At 36.0% G+C, this 14292-nt stretch carries 19 protein-coding genes; 14 read left to right on the forward strand and 5 right to left on the reverse strand.

Annotated features, from left to right (window positions below; genetic code table 11):
* Nucleotides 1–38: 38 nt before the first annotated feature.
* Nucleotides 39–365, reverse strand: a complete 327-nt coding sequence (locus ACI6MV_RS05060; protein ID WP_407268985.1) for a YjgN family protein — start codon at nucleotides 363–365, stop codon at nucleotides 39–41.
* A complete protein-coding gene (locus ACI6MV_RS05065) occupies nucleotides 365–571 on the reverse strand; it encodes a helix-turn-helix transcriptional regulator (protein WP_407268987.1) in 207 nt (68 codons plus the stop codon). The genes ACI6MV_RS05060 and ACI6MV_RS05065 overlap by 1 nt, the downstream gene beginning before the upstream one ends.
* Nucleotides 572–787: 216 nt before the next feature.
* Between ACI6MV_RS05065 and ACI6MV_RS05070 the strand changes: the two genes are divergently transcribed.
* The 7 genes from ACI6MV_RS05070 to ACI6MV_RS05100 all read left to right on the forward strand — a co-directional run bounded on the left by ACI6MV_RS05070 (nucleotide 788) and on the right by ACI6MV_RS05100 (nucleotide 5958).
* Nucleotides 788–1621 (forward strand): ParM/StbA family protein, encoded by an 834-nt coding sequence (locus ACI6MV_RS05070; protein ID WP_407268988.1) that lies wholly within the window; start codon nucleotides 788–790, stop codon nucleotides 1619–1621.
* A complete protein-coding gene (locus ACI6MV_RS05075) occupies nucleotides 1614–1829 on the forward strand; it encodes a hypothetical protein (RefSeq protein ID WP_407268990.1) in 216 nt (71 codons plus the stop codon). The genes ACI6MV_RS05070 and ACI6MV_RS05075 overlap by 8 nt, the downstream gene beginning before the upstream one ends.
* A 19-nt stretch (nucleotides 1830–1848) precedes the next feature.
* On the forward strand, nucleotides 1849–2043 hold the full coding sequence (locus tag ACI6MV_RS05080) for a hypothetical protein (protein WP_407268992.1): 195 nt from the start codon (nucleotides 1849–1851) through the stop codon (nucleotides 2041–2043).
* A gap of 165 nt (nucleotides 2044–2208) precedes the next feature.
* A complete protein-coding gene (locus ACI6MV_RS05085) occupies nucleotides 2209–3393 on the forward strand; it encodes an FtsK/SpoIIIE domain-containing protein (protein WP_407268994.1) in 1185 nt (394 codons plus the stop codon).
* The gene (locus ACI6MV_RS05090; RefSeq protein WP_407268997.1) at nucleotides 3380–3949 is read left to right on the forward strand and encodes a replication-relaxation family protein; all 570 of its coding nucleotides are present in this window, start codon (nucleotides 3380–3382) and stop codon (nucleotides 3947–3949) included. The genes ACI6MV_RS05085 and ACI6MV_RS05090 overlap by 14 nt, the downstream gene beginning before the upstream one ends.
* A 102-nt stretch (nucleotides 3950–4051) precedes the next feature.
* Nucleotides 4052–4747, forward strand: a complete 696-nt coding sequence (locus ACI6MV_RS05095; protein WP_407268999.1) for a hypothetical protein — start codon at nucleotides 4052–4054, stop codon at nucleotides 4745–4747.
* 389 nt (nucleotides 4748–5136) lie between these two features.
* On the forward strand, nucleotides 5137–5958 hold the full coding sequence (locus ACI6MV_RS05100) for an EcsC family protein (RefSeq protein WP_407269001.1): 822 nt from the start codon (nucleotides 5137–5139) through the stop codon (nucleotides 5956–5958).
* A 51-nt stretch (nucleotides 5959–6009) separates the two neighbouring features.
* Here ACI6MV_RS05100 and ACI6MV_RS05105 read toward each other — a convergent pair whose 3' ends face one another.
* Nucleotides 6010–6459, reverse strand: coding sequence for a universal stress protein (locus tag ACI6MV_RS05105; RefSeq protein ID WP_407269003.1), 450 nt, complete (start codon nucleotides 6457–6459; stop codon nucleotides 6010–6012).
* Nucleotides 6460–6581: 122 nt separating this feature from the next.
* Between ACI6MV_RS05105 and ACI6MV_RS05110 the strand changes: the two genes are divergently transcribed.
* The 3 genes from ACI6MV_RS05110 (at nucleotide 6582) to ald (ending at nucleotide 8804) form a co-directional block, all read left to right on the forward strand.
* Nucleotides 6582–6725, forward strand: coding sequence for a hypothetical protein (locus ACI6MV_RS05110; protein WP_407269005.1), 144 nt, complete (start codon nucleotides 6582–6584; stop codon nucleotides 6723–6725).
* Nucleotides 6726–6843: 118 nt separating this feature from the next.
* Nucleotides 6844–7599 (forward strand): SDR family oxidoreductase, encoded by a 756-nt coding sequence (locus tag ACI6MV_RS05115; protein ID WP_407269007.1) that lies wholly within the window; start codon nucleotides 6844–6846, stop codon nucleotides 7597–7599.
* A gap of 86 nt (nucleotides 7600–7685) precedes the next feature.
* The gene (gene ald / locus ACI6MV_RS05120) at nucleotides 7686–8804 is read left to right on the forward strand and encodes an alanine dehydrogenase (protein ID WP_407269009.1); all 1119 of its coding nucleotides are present in this window, start codon (nucleotides 7686–7688) and stop codon (nucleotides 8802–8804) included.
* A gap of 436 nt (nucleotides 8805–9240) precedes the next feature.
* Here ald and ACI6MV_RS05125 read toward each other — a convergent pair whose 3' ends face one another.
* Nucleotides 9241–10188, reverse strand: a complete 948-nt coding sequence (locus ACI6MV_RS05125) for an alpha/beta hydrolase (RefSeq protein WP_407269011.1) — start codon at nucleotides 10186–10188, stop codon at nucleotides 9241–9243.
* A 109-nt stretch (nucleotides 10189–10297) separates the two neighbouring features.
* Nucleotides 10298–11392 carry a M24 family metallopeptidase gene (locus ACI6MV_RS05130; protein WP_407269013.1) on the reverse strand — a complete coding sequence of 365 codons (1095 nt, stop codon included), beginning with the start codon at nucleotides 11390–11392 and terminating at the stop codon, nucleotides 10298–10300.
* A 214-nt stretch (nucleotides 11393–11606) separates the two neighbouring features.
* On the opposite strand from ACI6MV_RS05130, the gene ACI6MV_RS05135 reads away from it, so the two are divergent.
* From ACI6MV_RS05135 to ACI6MV_RS05150, 4 genes are all read left to right on the forward strand, one after another.
* The gene (locus ACI6MV_RS05135; RefSeq protein WP_407269015.1) at nucleotides 11607–12116 is read left to right on the forward strand and encodes a DUF4178 domain-containing protein; all 510 of its coding nucleotides are present in this window, start codon (nucleotides 11607–11609) and stop codon (nucleotides 12114–12116) included.
* Nucleotides 12117–12131: 15 nt separating this feature from the next.
* Nucleotides 12132–12800, forward strand: a complete 669-nt coding sequence (locus ACI6MV_RS05140; RefSeq protein WP_407269017.1) for a PspA/IM30 family protein — start codon at nucleotides 12132–12134, stop codon at nucleotides 12798–12800.
* Between the two features lie 191 nt (nucleotides 12801–12991).
* Entirely contained in the window at nucleotides 12992–13657 is a 666-nt protein-coding gene (locus tag ACI6MV_RS05145; protein WP_407269019.1) for a DUF4247 domain-containing protein, read from the forward strand.
* Between the two features lie 18 nt (nucleotides 13658–13675).
* Nucleotides 13676–14077 (forward strand): DUF350 domain-containing protein, encoded by a 402-nt coding sequence (locus tag ACI6MV_RS05150; protein WP_407269021.1) that lies wholly within the window; start codon nucleotides 13676–13678, stop codon nucleotides 14075–14077.
* Nucleotides 14078–14292 lie beyond the last annotated feature (215 nt).

A 14292-nucleotide genomic window follows, 5' to 3' on the forward strand; every position in this document is an offset into this window, starting at 1 on the left:
CATTAATTTGGTAGGGTTCTTTTTTTTATGCTCATAAACTATTCGAAATGCATATGACTAGTCTTCCATTTTTTAATCCTACTTGAGGCAAACCAAAAGTAGATTGTTAAAGTAATAATCCCCAATATCCATATTTTAATCCATGTTCCAAATAAACCGGCAGCAGTACCATTAAAATATAGTCTTTTTCCATCAATAACCGTATGTTTTACATCCCAATTCATTTTCATTACAGTTGCAAATGGATAAAGCAAACCTAATGTGAAAACGGTTAGTATTGCTCCGATAAAACTAATAAAGATAAACTCTAATTTAGATCCGTCAAAAAAACTTTCTTTCTTAACTAATGCTTTAGCATTCTCCATTATTTTTCCTCCTTATACTCCCATAAATCGTCTACTTTACAATCCAAAATTTTTGCCAACTTAAATGCAGTTTCTAGATAAGGTGCTGAATGTCCTTTTACCCAGTTGCTAAATTGTTGCGGCGAAACCTCTAATTTTGTGTATATGTCCGATTGCTTCTTTTCTAATTCTGCGAGCCTTACTCTAATCTTTGGTTTAAGTACCATAAAACACCAACCTATCCTATATGTAATCACCTCCCCTAAGTTTATTATTACATTTACATTATATCAATTAATAAAAGAAAAATGCAAATAAGATTGAATTAATTAAAATAAGAATGTAATATAGTAGATGTATTACCATAGTATATACAGAAATGGTTTTTGAAAATAATTTGTATGTACTATTGTCATACAGAAATGAGAGGAGGAAATTTGAAAATGTTACATGGTGTAGATGGAGGCAATAATGGAATCAAAATTGTTAATTATAACGGTGCTCACAAGGTGGATTCCAGTTTAGGTGAATGGAGAGAACGAAAGTTAGTTTCGTCTTTCGGTAAAGACGATTTAGAAATACAGTATAAAGGTAAGCGATATTTCGGTGGGACTTTGGCGAAGTACGAGTCAGAGTTTAGACGGTCAATTATGGGAGATTCAAAATCTCATGAGGATGCAAAATTAAGAATATTAATCGGACTGCATTTATTTAGCAGTGATATGACAAACGACATAGTAGTAGGGCAACCGATTATCAAACACAACGATACTGAGAAAAACAAAATCAAGGAAATGTTGAAGGGTTGGCATCATTTAGTCATTAATGATGTTGAAAAGGAGATATTCATAGATCGTGTAGAAGTAGCACCTGAAGGTGGAGCTATATTTTTCGCAATTGATTCAGAAGATGAGTTAGTCCGAGTAATTGATTTTGGAGGAGGGACAGTTCATACAGCTACAATACTGGGAGGAAACTTTATTGATAAAGATTCAAATACGTTGCTATTTGGTGCAGATACAAATAAATCAAACGATATAGAATCAATGGTCAATGCAGTTATTGCCAAAACATCTGAGAAATGGGATCGAAACGATAAAGTGTTAGTTGGTGGTGGGATTGCAAATGAAGCAATCTCATTCCTTGAAGCCTATTTTACAAACATCGAAGTAGTCAAACCAAAATTAATCACAAGAAATGGGATCCAAAAAATCCATCCAGTTTACGCAAATGCAACAGGTTTTTACAACTTAGCAAGGATGATTTATGGTGGCTAGGAAAATATTACAAGTATCTTTTAATATGGATGATGAATTTGAAAGAAAACTGCACGAATACGCAACAGATAAAGTTTTTTCTAAGTATGTAAAAAGGTTAATAGACCATGACATGAATAACGTTAATGTGAATCATAATCATCAAGTGATTGATTTGAGTGAAGACAACAAACCTAAAGTGAGAAAGAACCCAAAGAGTTTTTTATAAATGTTATGGAGGTTACAACATGAGTATATTAACAACTGGAATTATCGGTTTAGGTGGATTAGGATTAACTCTTATTTCTTTGTTTCAATTAGAAAGAATGGGAATCATTCAAGTAAACGTGACATTGTTAAAAGGCATATTAATTATCGGTGTAATCGGTTTAGGGATATGGTTAATCAATTCAATTCTCGATATGCTTAGCGTCTTATTCTAGGTGATGAACAAAGGAAAATAAAAAGAGGAATACACAACTTATAACATAAGTGTAAAGGTAAAAAAGCAGAGTGGAAATCAGTCATAAACTACTAATATATCAGTAATTCAAGTATTCCTTTTCAATGTTCCTGCTAGGAATTTTAAAAGGAAGGGTGGAAATAGCTTGTTTACTTCAATAACTTGCTTGTTTCTTGGCAGCGTGATTATTGGATCATTGATGCCAATTGGTAAAATGTCAGACATGAAAATGTTGTCGGTAATTTTTAAGAGAAATAACTTCTTACGTGGTGACAAATCGCAACCAAAATTTAATGGTAAAAACAATGAAGATCATTATGTTGAGTATGTATATTCAATTCCATTAGGGTTAACTGTCGGTGAGGGATTAGTTAATGCAATTGGTGCAGCATTTGAAAAGCCAGTAAAAGTACTTTCTGAAGGTGGAAGAATATTCATTCGCATCTACTTTGAAAAATTGCCAGAAATAATACCGTACAGTAATGTACCAATTAGAAAAAGTGCAAAGTGGCTAATGCCAATCGGATATGGCTTAGATGGATGGTTGTGGCATGATCTAGATAGAGATGCAGTTCATATGAATGTATCTGGAGCAACCAGACAAGGAAAAACAGTGTTCCTAAAGAATCTAATCACATACCTTTGTGAGCATAAAACAGATTATGTGAAGTTTCATTTGATTGATATGAAAGGCGGACTGGAGTTTGGTAGGTACGAAAATCTTAGGCAGGTAGAAGGTGTTGCATCTAACATTGAAGAAGCTGAACAGATGTTGGAAAGAATTAGATTAGATATAGATAAAAAAATGAAATTTTTTAAGCGTAGAGGTTTTAATAATATCGTCAATACTCCTATTAGAACAAGGCATGTAATTATTATTGATGAGGCAGCAGAGTTAACTCCAGATAAGCATACATTACCAAAATTAAAAGAAAGTATGCAAAATTGTCAGGATACTATGTCACATATTGCTCGTGTGGCTGGTGCATTAGGGTATAGATTAGTATTTTGTACTCAATATGCTACTGCTGATACACTACCACGACAAGTTAAGCAAAATAGTGATGCTAAAATTGCATTTAAACTTCCAACAGGTACAGCTAGTCGAGTAGCGATTGACGAAGATGGAGCACAATACTTGCCAAATGCAGGTAGAGCAATTTATAAGACCCATGAAAGGGAAACAGTTCAAGTACCATTGCTTGACGATAAAGAAATGATGGAACGACTACAGCCTTTTATGAAAGAGGTGAGTGAACTTGACGCACCCAAAGACTATAGCGTTCCAGAAACGGACGGAAGCAATATTATTGAGTTTGGCAAGGCTTAAATTCGCAACAAGGGAGCAATTACAAGTAATCAATAGTCTTGGTGGGAATAGGAATGCCAATCGGATATTAAAAGAAGTTGAATTGGATAAGTTAATTAGGTCATTCAGAAGAGAACAAAAGATTTATTGCTTAACAAAGAAAGGAAGGGATATGATTAATTGTGATACTATCCCAATTAGACGTGAGGGGTACGTGCAGCACACTTTAATGGCTAACGATATTTTTATTTATAAGGGAATGCCTAATGATTGGAGAGTAGAAGAACCTACAGCATTTAAAACAGTTAGAGGGAAGGTGAAGTTTGTTCCAGATGCAGTTTATAGTGAGAGTGATCGGACAAATTTCATTGAAGTTGACCGCCATCAACGAATGAATGAAAATCGCAATAAGATAAAGATTTATTCAGAGTTGCAAAGTGTCTTTAGATTGCAAAAAATCCGACCACCCTCACTCACATTTTACACTATGACACAAGTAAGAAAAAGACGTTTAAAAAAGATATGCGATGAGTTCAAAGTAGAAGCAGAGATATTGGAAGTTGAGGATATAAGATAAATTTTCTAACTCAGACTAAATGGTCTGAGTATTTTTTTGGTTAAAAGAAGGAAAAAAGTGACATTTATTGAATAAGTATGTAAAAGAGTAGGAGGTTGTTAAGTGATTAAAAAAATTCTAATTCTAGTTGCACTTATTTTCGTATTAGTAGCTTGTGGAGGTAATAAAGATGATTTTAAAGGTTCAACATGGGGAATGACAGTTGATCAAATTATCGAATTAGAAAAAGAAAATGGCAATGAACTTTATACAGAAGATGTTGATAGTGATGAAGAAATTACTATTCAATATGAAGACATTATTATTAATGGTCATAAAGCTGATGTTGAATATGTATTTAAAAATGAGGTCGAGAAAACACTTGTTTTATCTCCAAGTGATTTTGACGATAAGTTTAGGGGTTATAATGAAAAACTAAATGACGAATCATTGTCTGAAGAAGAAAAAAATGATGTTATCGCAAAGTTTGAAGAAGATAATAAAGAGTTAATACAAGAATATGAAAATATTCCAGACATATTAAAGTTGAATGATTTTGCTCTTTCAGAAGGGATTTATTGGTTCAGTGATTTAGATGAAGAAGATGAAAAGTATTTGTATGAGTCTTTAGTTTCTAATTACGGTGATCCTTCATACGGCAAAACCCCATACGATAGTGAAGAAATCTATTCTTGGTATACAGATCGAACAACTATCAACTTTAGCAGTAGTTTTATCTTTTACTATGCTACTTATAGTGCTTTGGAAGATCTTATGAAATTAAACAACCAAAACAAAGGAAGTAGTAATGATTTGTGAATTCTAAATATTTCGTTAGCCGACATAATTGTCGGTTTTTCTTTTGCATAAACCTATTAAACTATGATAAATAAGAATAAAATATGCATAATCAACAATATTTTTCTTGATATAACAAACACCAACATGCTATGATATAAGAAAATAGTTCGGAAAAAGGTTGATATATTAGGGTTTTCACTCACCTGTTAAAGTAATTGTTATTCCAACAAACGAGGAAGTTATGATTGCTCGTGATACGGTACGGTTGGCGGAAACAGAATATAGTAAGTAATGTAGAGGATCTGACTTTTTATTTTAAAGTCGGATCTTTTGTATTATTTTAACAAAATTTATACTTTTCTTATGTTAAAATAAAGACAGTTAGGAACGGGATAGGAGGAGTTTTGATGACCAATGAGCGGGTGTTAGAAGAGCTTTCTGAATGGGAAAACAGCTTGCAGATCTATAAAGCAAATGATTTTGAGATGATTTATGATTCTTGGATGAAGCAAGGATTTGAAAAGATAAATCCATCAATACAAGCAAACTTTTTTGAAAAACTTGATAATATATTATTTCATACACATGCCTATTTACAAGGTTCTAATAGTCAAAACGAAGCAAGAGAAAGAATTATTACAACGAGCAGAATATTCAACCCTCACATTTCTCATATCCACGAAATGAACTCTTTAAAGATTGAACAACTTACTTATTTGGCTCAACAGCATATTTCTAAAGGTAGACTATATTCTCTCGTGCAAGGTGGAATTACGGGGACGGGAGGGATTGTATTACTTGGGGTAGATTTCCCGCTAGTGATGGTGATGAATTTAAGGGTGGTTCAGTTAATTGCGCTAACATTCGGACACGAAGTAAATCATCCTTATGAAATGATGCTTTCACTTAAGGTGTATCACGCGGCAACATTGCCAAAACGATTACAAAAACAAGCTTGGGATGAACTAGTGAAAGAATTAGAAACGGACCAGGCATATTTATATGAAGGAAATGACGCGTTAACGAATCATTCATGGTTAGATCAACCACTAAAACAGGCGAGCAAATCGTTGTTTATCTTAATGGCAAGAAAAAAGATATTTCAAGGTATACCAATATTAAGTATTGGTATTGGTGCTTATTACAACTATCAATTGACGCGGCAAGTCGCTAATTTTGCATTACGTTTTTATCAAAAACGATATATATTGGCCACAGAAAAAGTATAAGAGCGAATGAGTGAGCGTGCAGTTAAACGCTCACTCATTTATTACCTAAAGTTAGCTTTTTTTATTGTCTCGCACAACGAGTACATCACAGGAAGCAAACCGAGTAATATTCTCGGAAACACTTCCGATTAAAAATCTTTCTACAGCATTAACCCCGGTAGCTCCACAAATAATAAGGTCTGCATTATATTTATTAGCAACGTCTTTGGCAATTTTTACTTTAGGTGATCCATATTCAATTTCCAACACCACGTGCGTTAAGCCGGCACCACTTGCTTTTTCTTGATAATTCTCTAAAAGTTCCTTCGCATACACCTCTGATCGACTTGCTAAATTTCGGTCGTAAGCCTCTACGGTGGTAAAGGTTCTTGTATCAATAATGTGACAAAGTACCATTTGTGCCTGGTTCCTTTTAGCTATATCTACTGCTTTTTCAAAGGCGCGTTCCGAAGCTTTCGATCCATCTACAGCCACAACAATGCGCTTATATTCGAATGCCATGTGAACACTCTCCCTTCCTTTTATAAGTTAATTATACCATGATTTACTAACGATTGATGAAAAAATGATGACGTTTACAAAAATTGTTTGTAGCATAATAACAGCAAATGGAGGTGTGTGAGATGGAAAAGAACATACTTAATGATCTATCGGAAATGGGTGAGGGCGAACAATTTGTTAATCAACAAATAATGGAAAGCTATCACAGTGGTGTGATTGACCATGATGTACGACGCGAAGCGCAGCAAAACAAACAACAAGAATAAGCGAAAAGACTAGGAACCATTCCATTGGCTCCTAGTCTTTTTAATAGCATTTACTTGTTGTTTCGGGTACGATGGAATTACATTATATAGCATTTATCGATACAGTTAATAAGGAGAGATGAATGTGGGACATGCGATCATAACGGCTGGAATGAAAGGTTTAGGAAGAAAAGTGACAGAAGCATTCCTACAGAAAGGTCATCAAGTTACGGTAACGTATAGGAACGACCGAGAAAGAGCAGATCAGCTAAAGAATCTTTATTCAGATCAATTACATATCGTACAGGCAGATGTGACAAATAAATATGATGTACAAACAGTTGTGGAAAAAGCGGTTAATCAATTTGGAAGTGTGCAATACTTAATTAACAATGCTGGTCCCTTCATATTTGAAAGAAAGAAGTTGTTAGATTATACCGAAGATGAATGGGATGATATGATACGGGGTAACCTTGATGCGGTATTCTATTTATTAAAGCAAACGGTACCATATATGCGAGAACAACGATTCGGTCGTATCGTTAACTATGGTTTTCAAGGTGCGAATGCAGCTTCGGGCTGGTTAAATCGTGCTGCATTTGCTGCTGCAAAAGTAGGCTTAGTGTCGTTGACAAAATCTATAGCATTTGAAGAAGCGGAGCATGGTATTACATCTAATATGATTTGTCCTGGAAATATAATTGGAGATTTTAAAGAGGCGAGTATTTCTGAAAGTCGGGAAATACTAGATAAAGATACACCAATTGGACGTTCAGGAACCGGAGAAGATATTGCCCGAGCAATTTTGTTTTTGTGTGAACAGGACTCAGATATGATTACTGGCGAAGTGATGGAGGTAACAGGTGGATTAAACGTCATTCATCGGTTTCGATAAAGGTTAGCTTGTTTCCTGTTTTTTTGATACAATCATTTTGTTATTTACACTTTCAGTTTTATATAGAGAAAAGGGAGGTCATGAAAGTGAAGATAGGAATACCTAGAGAAATTAAAAATAATGAAAACCGTGTGGCGATTACGCCTGCTGGGGTCATGACATTGATGCAAGCAGGGCATAACGTTTATGTGGAAACATCTGCTGGTCTTGGTTCAGGTTTTACGGATAAACAATATAGAGAAGCGGGCGCTATAGTTGTAGCAGCAGCTGGAGAAGCATGGGAGCAGGAAATGGTGATGAAAGTAAAAGAGCCATTACCAGAGGAATATGGTTATTTTTATGAAGGTCTTATTTTGTTTACATACTTGCACTTAGCTCCTGAACCAGAGCTAACCAAAGCATTAATTGATAACAAAGTTATTGGGATCGCCTATGAAACCGTACAACTAACTAATGGATCGCTACCGCTTTTAACACCGATGAGTGAAGTAGCTGGACGTATGGCTTCACAAATAGGTGCGCAATTTCTGGAAAAATCAAAAGGTGGGCGAGGTATTCTGCTCGGTGGTATACCAGGAGTGCAGCGCGGAAAAGTTACTGTGATTGGTGGCGGAGTTGTAGGTACGAATGCAGCTAAGATTGCAGTTGGACTTGGAGCCGAGGTGACGATCATGGATTTAAATCCTGAACGCCTTCGTCAATTAGACGATATTTTTGGTGCATCGATTACTACAATGATGTCTAACCCATTAAATATCGCACAGGCATTAGAACAATCGGACCTAGTAATCGGAGCTGTCTTAATCCCTGGTGCTAAGGCACCTAAATTAGTAACAGAGGAAATGGTCAAAAACATGCCAGAAGGATCCGTCATTGTCGATGTAGCAATCGATCAAGGTGGAATTTTTGAAACAACTGATCGAATCACTACTCATGATAATCCAACCTATTTGCGCCATGGTGTTTTACATTATGCTGTAGCAAATATGCCTGGTGCAGTACCGAGAACATCAACAATTGGATTAACAAATTGTACAGTACCATATGCCTTGCAATTAGCTAATCAAGGCTATAAATTAGCATGTCTAGGTAATCCAGCGCTATTAAAAGGGATTAACACGCTAGAAGGCTATGTGACTTATCAAGCAGTTGCAGAAGCACATCAGCTAGAGTATGCAAATGTAAATGAATTATTAAATAGATAAAAAGATCGCCGCTAACGTGTGGAGTTAGCGGCGATCTTTTTTTTGATGTAGTGAGTGTATGGATTTTGTTAAGGCATGCAGTTGTTAGGGGGTATTGTCTATGTGTGCTTTGTAATGGTGCGATGTGAGTTTTGCGACAGTAAAATCTACAGATATGAGAAATACGCGTCGCAAGGAGAGATAAGCGACACGAAAATCCGTGAAAACGAAAAATACGCGTCGCAAACAGAGATAAGCGACACGAAAATCCGAGGAAACGAGAAAAACGTGTTGCAAGGAGAGATAAGCGACACGAAAATCCGTGAAAACGAAAAATACGCGTCACAAAGGGAGATAAGCAGCACGAAATTCTCCGCAAAGAAAACATAAGAGCTCATGTCTACCAAGTCACCTAGTGCTATTCCGTTCCGCAACTAAAAGGAATGACGAACTCGCCTCACTCTTCAAAACTTTTATCAATAAATTGCTGGACTCTGTCTTGATATTCTTCTGTAGAAATGGTGTGTGACTTGACATGTCCTGCACCGGGAACAATCCACAATTGTTTTTCTCCACCAGCAGCATCGTATAACTCGTGCGCCATCTCGGTTGGGACAAGTTCATCAGCATCTCCGTGGATAATTAAAAGTGGTAAGGTATTTTTACTTACTTGTTCAACTGTGGAAGCTTCCCCAAAATTGTATCCAGCTCGAACACTTGTGATTGCGCTTGTAATCTGTAATAGCGGGATTGCAGGTAAATGATATAACTGCTTTAATTGATAAGCAAGTTCATCGTAAGTAGAGCTATAGCCACTGTCTGCGACAATACCTTTTACTTGTGGTGGTAAAGACTCTCCGCTTGTCATTAAGACAGTTGCTGCTCCCATTGATGCCCCGTGTAAAATAATCTGATTCTCGTTTTCTTCCTCGACTAACATGCTGATCCATTGTTGCACATCTTTACGGTCATGCCAGCCAAACCCAATATAATCGCCTTCACTGTCACCATGGCCACGAGCATCAGGCATAAGCACATCGAAACCTTGATCATAGTAAAACTTTACAAAGTCACCCATGCTCTCGCTTGAAGACCGAAATCCATGTGCGAGAATAACAGCTTTTCCAGTTGCTTGCTCGTTTTTAAGAAATTTTGCCTTTAGCTCTAAATCATCGGTCGAAGTTAATGTTTTTGTTTCAAATGTTTGCATATCAAACCAAATTCTTGCTTCTTGTAACAATTGGTTGTTTTGTTCTGCCATAGCAGATACTGTTTCTGCTTCCTTATGTAATTCGATAGATTCACCACGTTTTACACTTTTGTTATAACAATACTGTCCGGCGCCTAATAATCCAACAATTATAACTACTAAAATAACACTACTAGATATATAGATTTTTTTCATTCCCGTTCCCCTTATTTTCTGCGTCTTGTTTTCCATGATGAAGTGGCATAAGATGTTTCACTTATGCCACTTCAGATTATACCTTATTTTAAAATGTTATCATATGCGATTATTCAATTATTTGTAGCTCCTTAGGAAACGAAGTAAGAAGCTCTGTCCCATTTTCACTAATAAAGACTTCATCTTCTATTCTAACGCCACCAACACCAGGCACATAAATCCCGGGCTCGATTGTAAAACACATACCTTCCTTAAGTGTAACAGTATTATTCGCTGCCATTGATGGGAATTCGTGAACATCAATACCAATTCCGTGACCTATGCGATGCTTAAAATATTCACCATACCCGTTGTCTGTAATATGCTGACGGGCAGCTTGATCAATATCACCGACCGGTGTGCCAATCGTAGCTGCTTCAATGGCTTTTTGTTGAGCTGCTAATACAGTTTGATAAATAGCTTGTTGCTGTTCGGTGATATTTTTATAAGCAACTGTCCTAGTTATGTCTGAGCAATAGCCATTATAGACAACTCCTAAATCAAAAAGGACGAGATCACCGACTTCTATTTTTTTATGATCTGGTGTTCCGTGCGGTGATGCTGTCTTCGTACCAGATAATACCATCGTTGAAAATGACATTTCTCGCACACCTTGCTTTTTTAAGGTATATTCAATTTCAGCGACAATTTCGAGCTCGCTTTTTCCTTGTTTAATTGCTTCGATACCTGTTTTTACACCAAGATCTGCGAATGCTGCAGCTTGTTTTAGAATTGAATATTCGTTACCATCTTTGATTACTCGTAAATTGGCAAGAAGTGATTGCGCATTGATAAATGTCGTGTTGTTGAATATTGTTTGCAACTGTTCTAATCGTTCAACTGTAAGATGATCTTTCTCAATACCAAGTGAAGTAGGCATTCTTTTCGATTTGCGTAAATAAGCTTGAAATAACTGCCAAGGATTTTCATGATCATAGTAGGTAATCAGCTCACCTTTCCATCCAGCTTCGATCGCGTCCTCTTGTTCCATGGCTGGTAGGATAAAAACGGGTTCTCCTAAGTTGTCGATAAAGATGGCAACAACTCGTTCGTGTGGATCAGTGTAGTAATTACTCGTATAAAATACATTCGCCTTTGATGTTATAAAGATACTGTCTAGATTGTTTTTTGTTAGTTGTTCTTGCAAATGATTGATTCTTTCCATTTTTGTTCCTCCTGTTTTTGAGTGGTCTGTTATGGATATTATAGCAAATATAAGGAATTGTTTTTTTACAAACCTTCTTCATATAAGTTAACCAGAAGTTTTGTTATGATAGAAGGGTATTGGAAATTTAAAAAATATTTCTAAGAAATTTGAAACATTTATATTATGTTAGTCGTATGTGTATTACAAGCATAAAAAGAGAAGAGGTGCATCTATGGGTTTGTTCTCAAAGCTTTTTCAAAAAAAGGACGAAAAGCCTGTAGTACAAGAACGTACAGTTTTCAATATTCAAATTGGGGATATTGTAGAGTACGATTTACATGACTATGAGGTTGTCGGCAAAATTACTTACCGACAAGGCTCCTATGAATGGATTGCCTATCAAATGTTGGAAGGAGACAATATTCGATGGCTATCTGCAGAAATGGATGATGAAGTAGAGCTAGGTATTTATGAAAAAATCGTGTTACCCGTATCTCAACCTTTTCCGAAAGAATTGAAGTACAAAGATCGTACTTATTATTTGGATGAAGAAGGGGAAGCGCGTGTCGTTGGGGAAGGTAGAAGTAAAAATATTAATGGTAGAATCACTCCTTATGCTGACTATTATGATGATTCAGAAGAGCACTATTTAAGTGTGGAGAGCTGGGGGAGTGAGAATGAAGTTAGTTATGGATATCCCATAGAGGATTATGAAATAAAAATTATTGCGGGTTCAATATAAAAGGAGGAAATGTAAATGTTTAAAATGTTTAAACGTGTAAAAACAGTAGTTAGTTCAGAGTTAAATGCGATGTTGGATAAAGCCGAAGATCCGGTGAAAATGCTAGATCAATTTATGCGTGATATGGAGTCTGATATTCGTGAAGTTGAAAGTGCTGTTGCGAAACAGATTGCAAATGAAAAAATGCTAAAGAGAAAAGCTGATGATGCCCAAGCTTTAGTTGACAAACGTCAAAAGCAGGCAGAAACTGCCATTGAAGCAGGAAATGAAGATTTAGCCCGTCGCGCATTACAGGATAAAAGTGATCAACAACAACAAGCAACTATGTTACAAGAATCTTGGCAAAGAGCTAAGCAAGATTCTGATACATTACGCGTTAAACTGGATGAAATGAAGAAAGAATACCAAGATATGAAATTGAAAAAGGATACACTGAAAGCTCGTGCAGAATCTGCTAAAACAAGAACAAAAATGAACCGCACCATGTCATCTATTGGAAATGATGAATCGAAACAAGGCTTTGAGCGCATGGAAGAGAAAGTATTGCGTTATGAAGCAGAAGCAGATACGAGCGAGGATTTGTCTGCTGCAAGCCGTTCATTAGATGATGAATTTGAACAATTAGAGAAAAATGATGTAGATGATGAACTAGCGGCATTGAAAAAGAAAATGGGTAAAGAATAAAAAATCAGTAAGTCAATTTCATATTTACCTCACACAGCTATTTGCATTCACATTTAGTGGATGTTAATAGCTAAAATTCAGTATTATGAAATTGACATTTATTATGTGTAATTAGTAAGACCCTTGCGGTGAACAATCGCTGCAAGGGTTTAACCTATGGATATTTTAGTGAAAGGAGGATGTTCCTTTTTATGCCAATGAAGATGTTAGGCCTCTCTATCGTATTATTATTAATTTTATCAGCGTGTGGACCTTCGGGATTTACAAATAGCTCAGGTGCTTTTGAAGATCCGGGCGTATCAGTGGATATGATTCCTGATGAGCCAACAAAACAAGAACTAACAGAGAATATACAACAGACTGCAACAAATGACATTGAAGCTGTGATTGCCAATAATTTTGAATTATTAGATGTTGTGCAAGGTGAAGATGCAATTGCGAATGTTTATGCAACGAGACAATTTTCCGTTTCAGAAATAGTATCTGTCATCTCAGAGGCTATTGAACCTGATGAGATTAGTGATTTAAAGAATAACCAGCAAATACTAATTTACCCCAACCATTTTGTCACGTTTAAAGTAAGTGAAGAGGATGCAGATGTAGTGTTAATGGAAGTAGCAACCGAGCAATTTGTTCGTGATAATTATTCTCCAAGTTTTCTTCAAACGTACTTTGCTTTTAGGTTATTAGATAGCGTACTAGGAGTACCAAATTGGGGCTCTAGTCGGTCAAATAAATGTGCTAATGGTGGCTGTTATGGTGGCTATTCAACTAGCAAGCCGTACAATCAAGGAAGTTTGAATACAAATCGTGGTATGTCGGATTATCGTGGTGGCGGACCAAGCGCAGGTAAATAATAAAGGAGGAATACAATAATGGAATTGATGGAATTTGTTTCAACGTTACTTTATTTTGTAATTGCAATTATTGTTGTTGTAATCGGATTAGTTATTTTTGAATTTATTACAACGAAGTATAAAGATTGGGATGAAATTGCTAATGGTAATCAAGCGGTTGCACTTTCAATCGCTGGTAAAATTATCGGTATTTGTATCGTGTTGTCATTTGCTATATATCATAGTGTGACAGTTTGGGAAACATTAGTATGGGGCGCATACGGTGTGGTCTTGCAGCTAGTTGCATACTTGCTTTATGAAGCATTCACACGTAAGTTTTCCGTTGAAGAACAGATTAAGAATAACAATGTTGCAGTTGGTATCGTATCACTTGGAGTATCGATTGGTCTTGCTTTTGTAATTGGAGCATCAATCACATAATAATCTGAGCAAATACAAGTAAATTATCGATAACATTTAGGGTCTGGCTCGGAGCGCGGGTTGGACCTTCTCTATTTTAAAAATCTGAAGTAATAAATCAATTTATGCTTAAATTTTTTTGTCATTCCCAAGCATCATAATGAAACGGTCTGCAATATTATGATGTCTCGAGAATGGTAGTAAAAATAAATATGAAATTGACACAATACATAAGT

The sequence above is a fragment of the Radiobacillus sp. PE A8.2 genome (assembly GCF_045635475.1).
In the GTDB taxonomy this organism is placed as follows: Bacteria; Bacillota; Bacilli; order Bacillales; family Amphibacillaceae; genus JBJGXI01.

Coding starts and splice junctions, on each gene's coding strand:
- ACI6MV_RS05065 (WP_407268987.1), bottom strand. CDS start 571: ATGGTACTTAAACCAAAGATTAGAGTAAGGCTCGCAGAATTAGAAAAG.
- ACI6MV_RS05080 (WP_407268992.1), top strand. CDS start 1,849: ATGAGTATATTAACAACTGGAATTATCGGTTTAGGTGGATTAGGATTA.
- ACI6MV_RS05130 (WP_407269013.1), bottom strand. CDS start 11,392: ATGGAAAGAATCAATCATTTGCAAGAACAACTAACAAAAAACAATCTA.
- ACI6MV_RS05145 (WP_407269019.1), top strand. CDS start 12,992: ATGCCAATGAAGATGTTAGGCCTCTCTATCGTATTATTATTAATTTTA.
- ACI6MV_RS05140 (WP_407269017.1), top strand. CDS start 12,132: ATGTTTAAAATGTTTAAACGTGTAAAAACAGTAGTTAGTTCAGAGTTA.
- ACI6MV_RS05060 (WP_407268985.1), bottom strand. CDS start 365: ATGGAGAATGCTAAAGCATTAGTTAAGAAAGAAAGTTTTTTTGACGGA.
- ACI6MV_RS05105 (WP_407269003.1), bottom strand. CDS start 6,459: ATGGCATTCGAATATAAGCGCATTGTTGTGGCTGTAGATGGATCGAAA.
- ACI6MV_RS05135 (WP_407269015.1), top strand. CDS start 11,607: ATGGGTTTGTTCTCAAAGCTTTTTCAAAAAAAGGACGAAAAGCCTGTA.
- ACI6MV_RS05070 (WP_407268988.1), top strand. CDS start 788: ATGTTACATGGTGTAGATGGAGGCAATAATGGAATCAAAATTGTTAAT.
- ACI6MV_RS05125 (WP_407269011.1), bottom strand. CDS start 10,188: ATGAAAAAAATCTATATATCTAGTAGTGTTATTTTAGTAGTTATAATT.
- ACI6MV_RS05100 (WP_407269001.1), top strand. CDS start 5,137: ATGACCAATGAGCGGGTGTTAGAAGAGCTTTCTGAATGGGAAAACAGC.
- ACI6MV_RS05110 (WP_407269005.1), top strand. CDS start 6,582: ATGGAAAAGAACATACTTAATGATCTATCGGAAATGGGTGAGGGCGAA.
- ACI6MV_RS05115 (WP_407269007.1), top strand. CDS start 6,844: ATGAATGTGGGACATGCGATCATAACGGCTGGAATGAAAGGTTTAGGA.
- ACI6MV_RS05150 (WP_407269021.1), top strand. CDS start 13,676: ATGGAATTGATGGAATTTGTTTCAACGTTACTTTATTTTGTAATTGCA.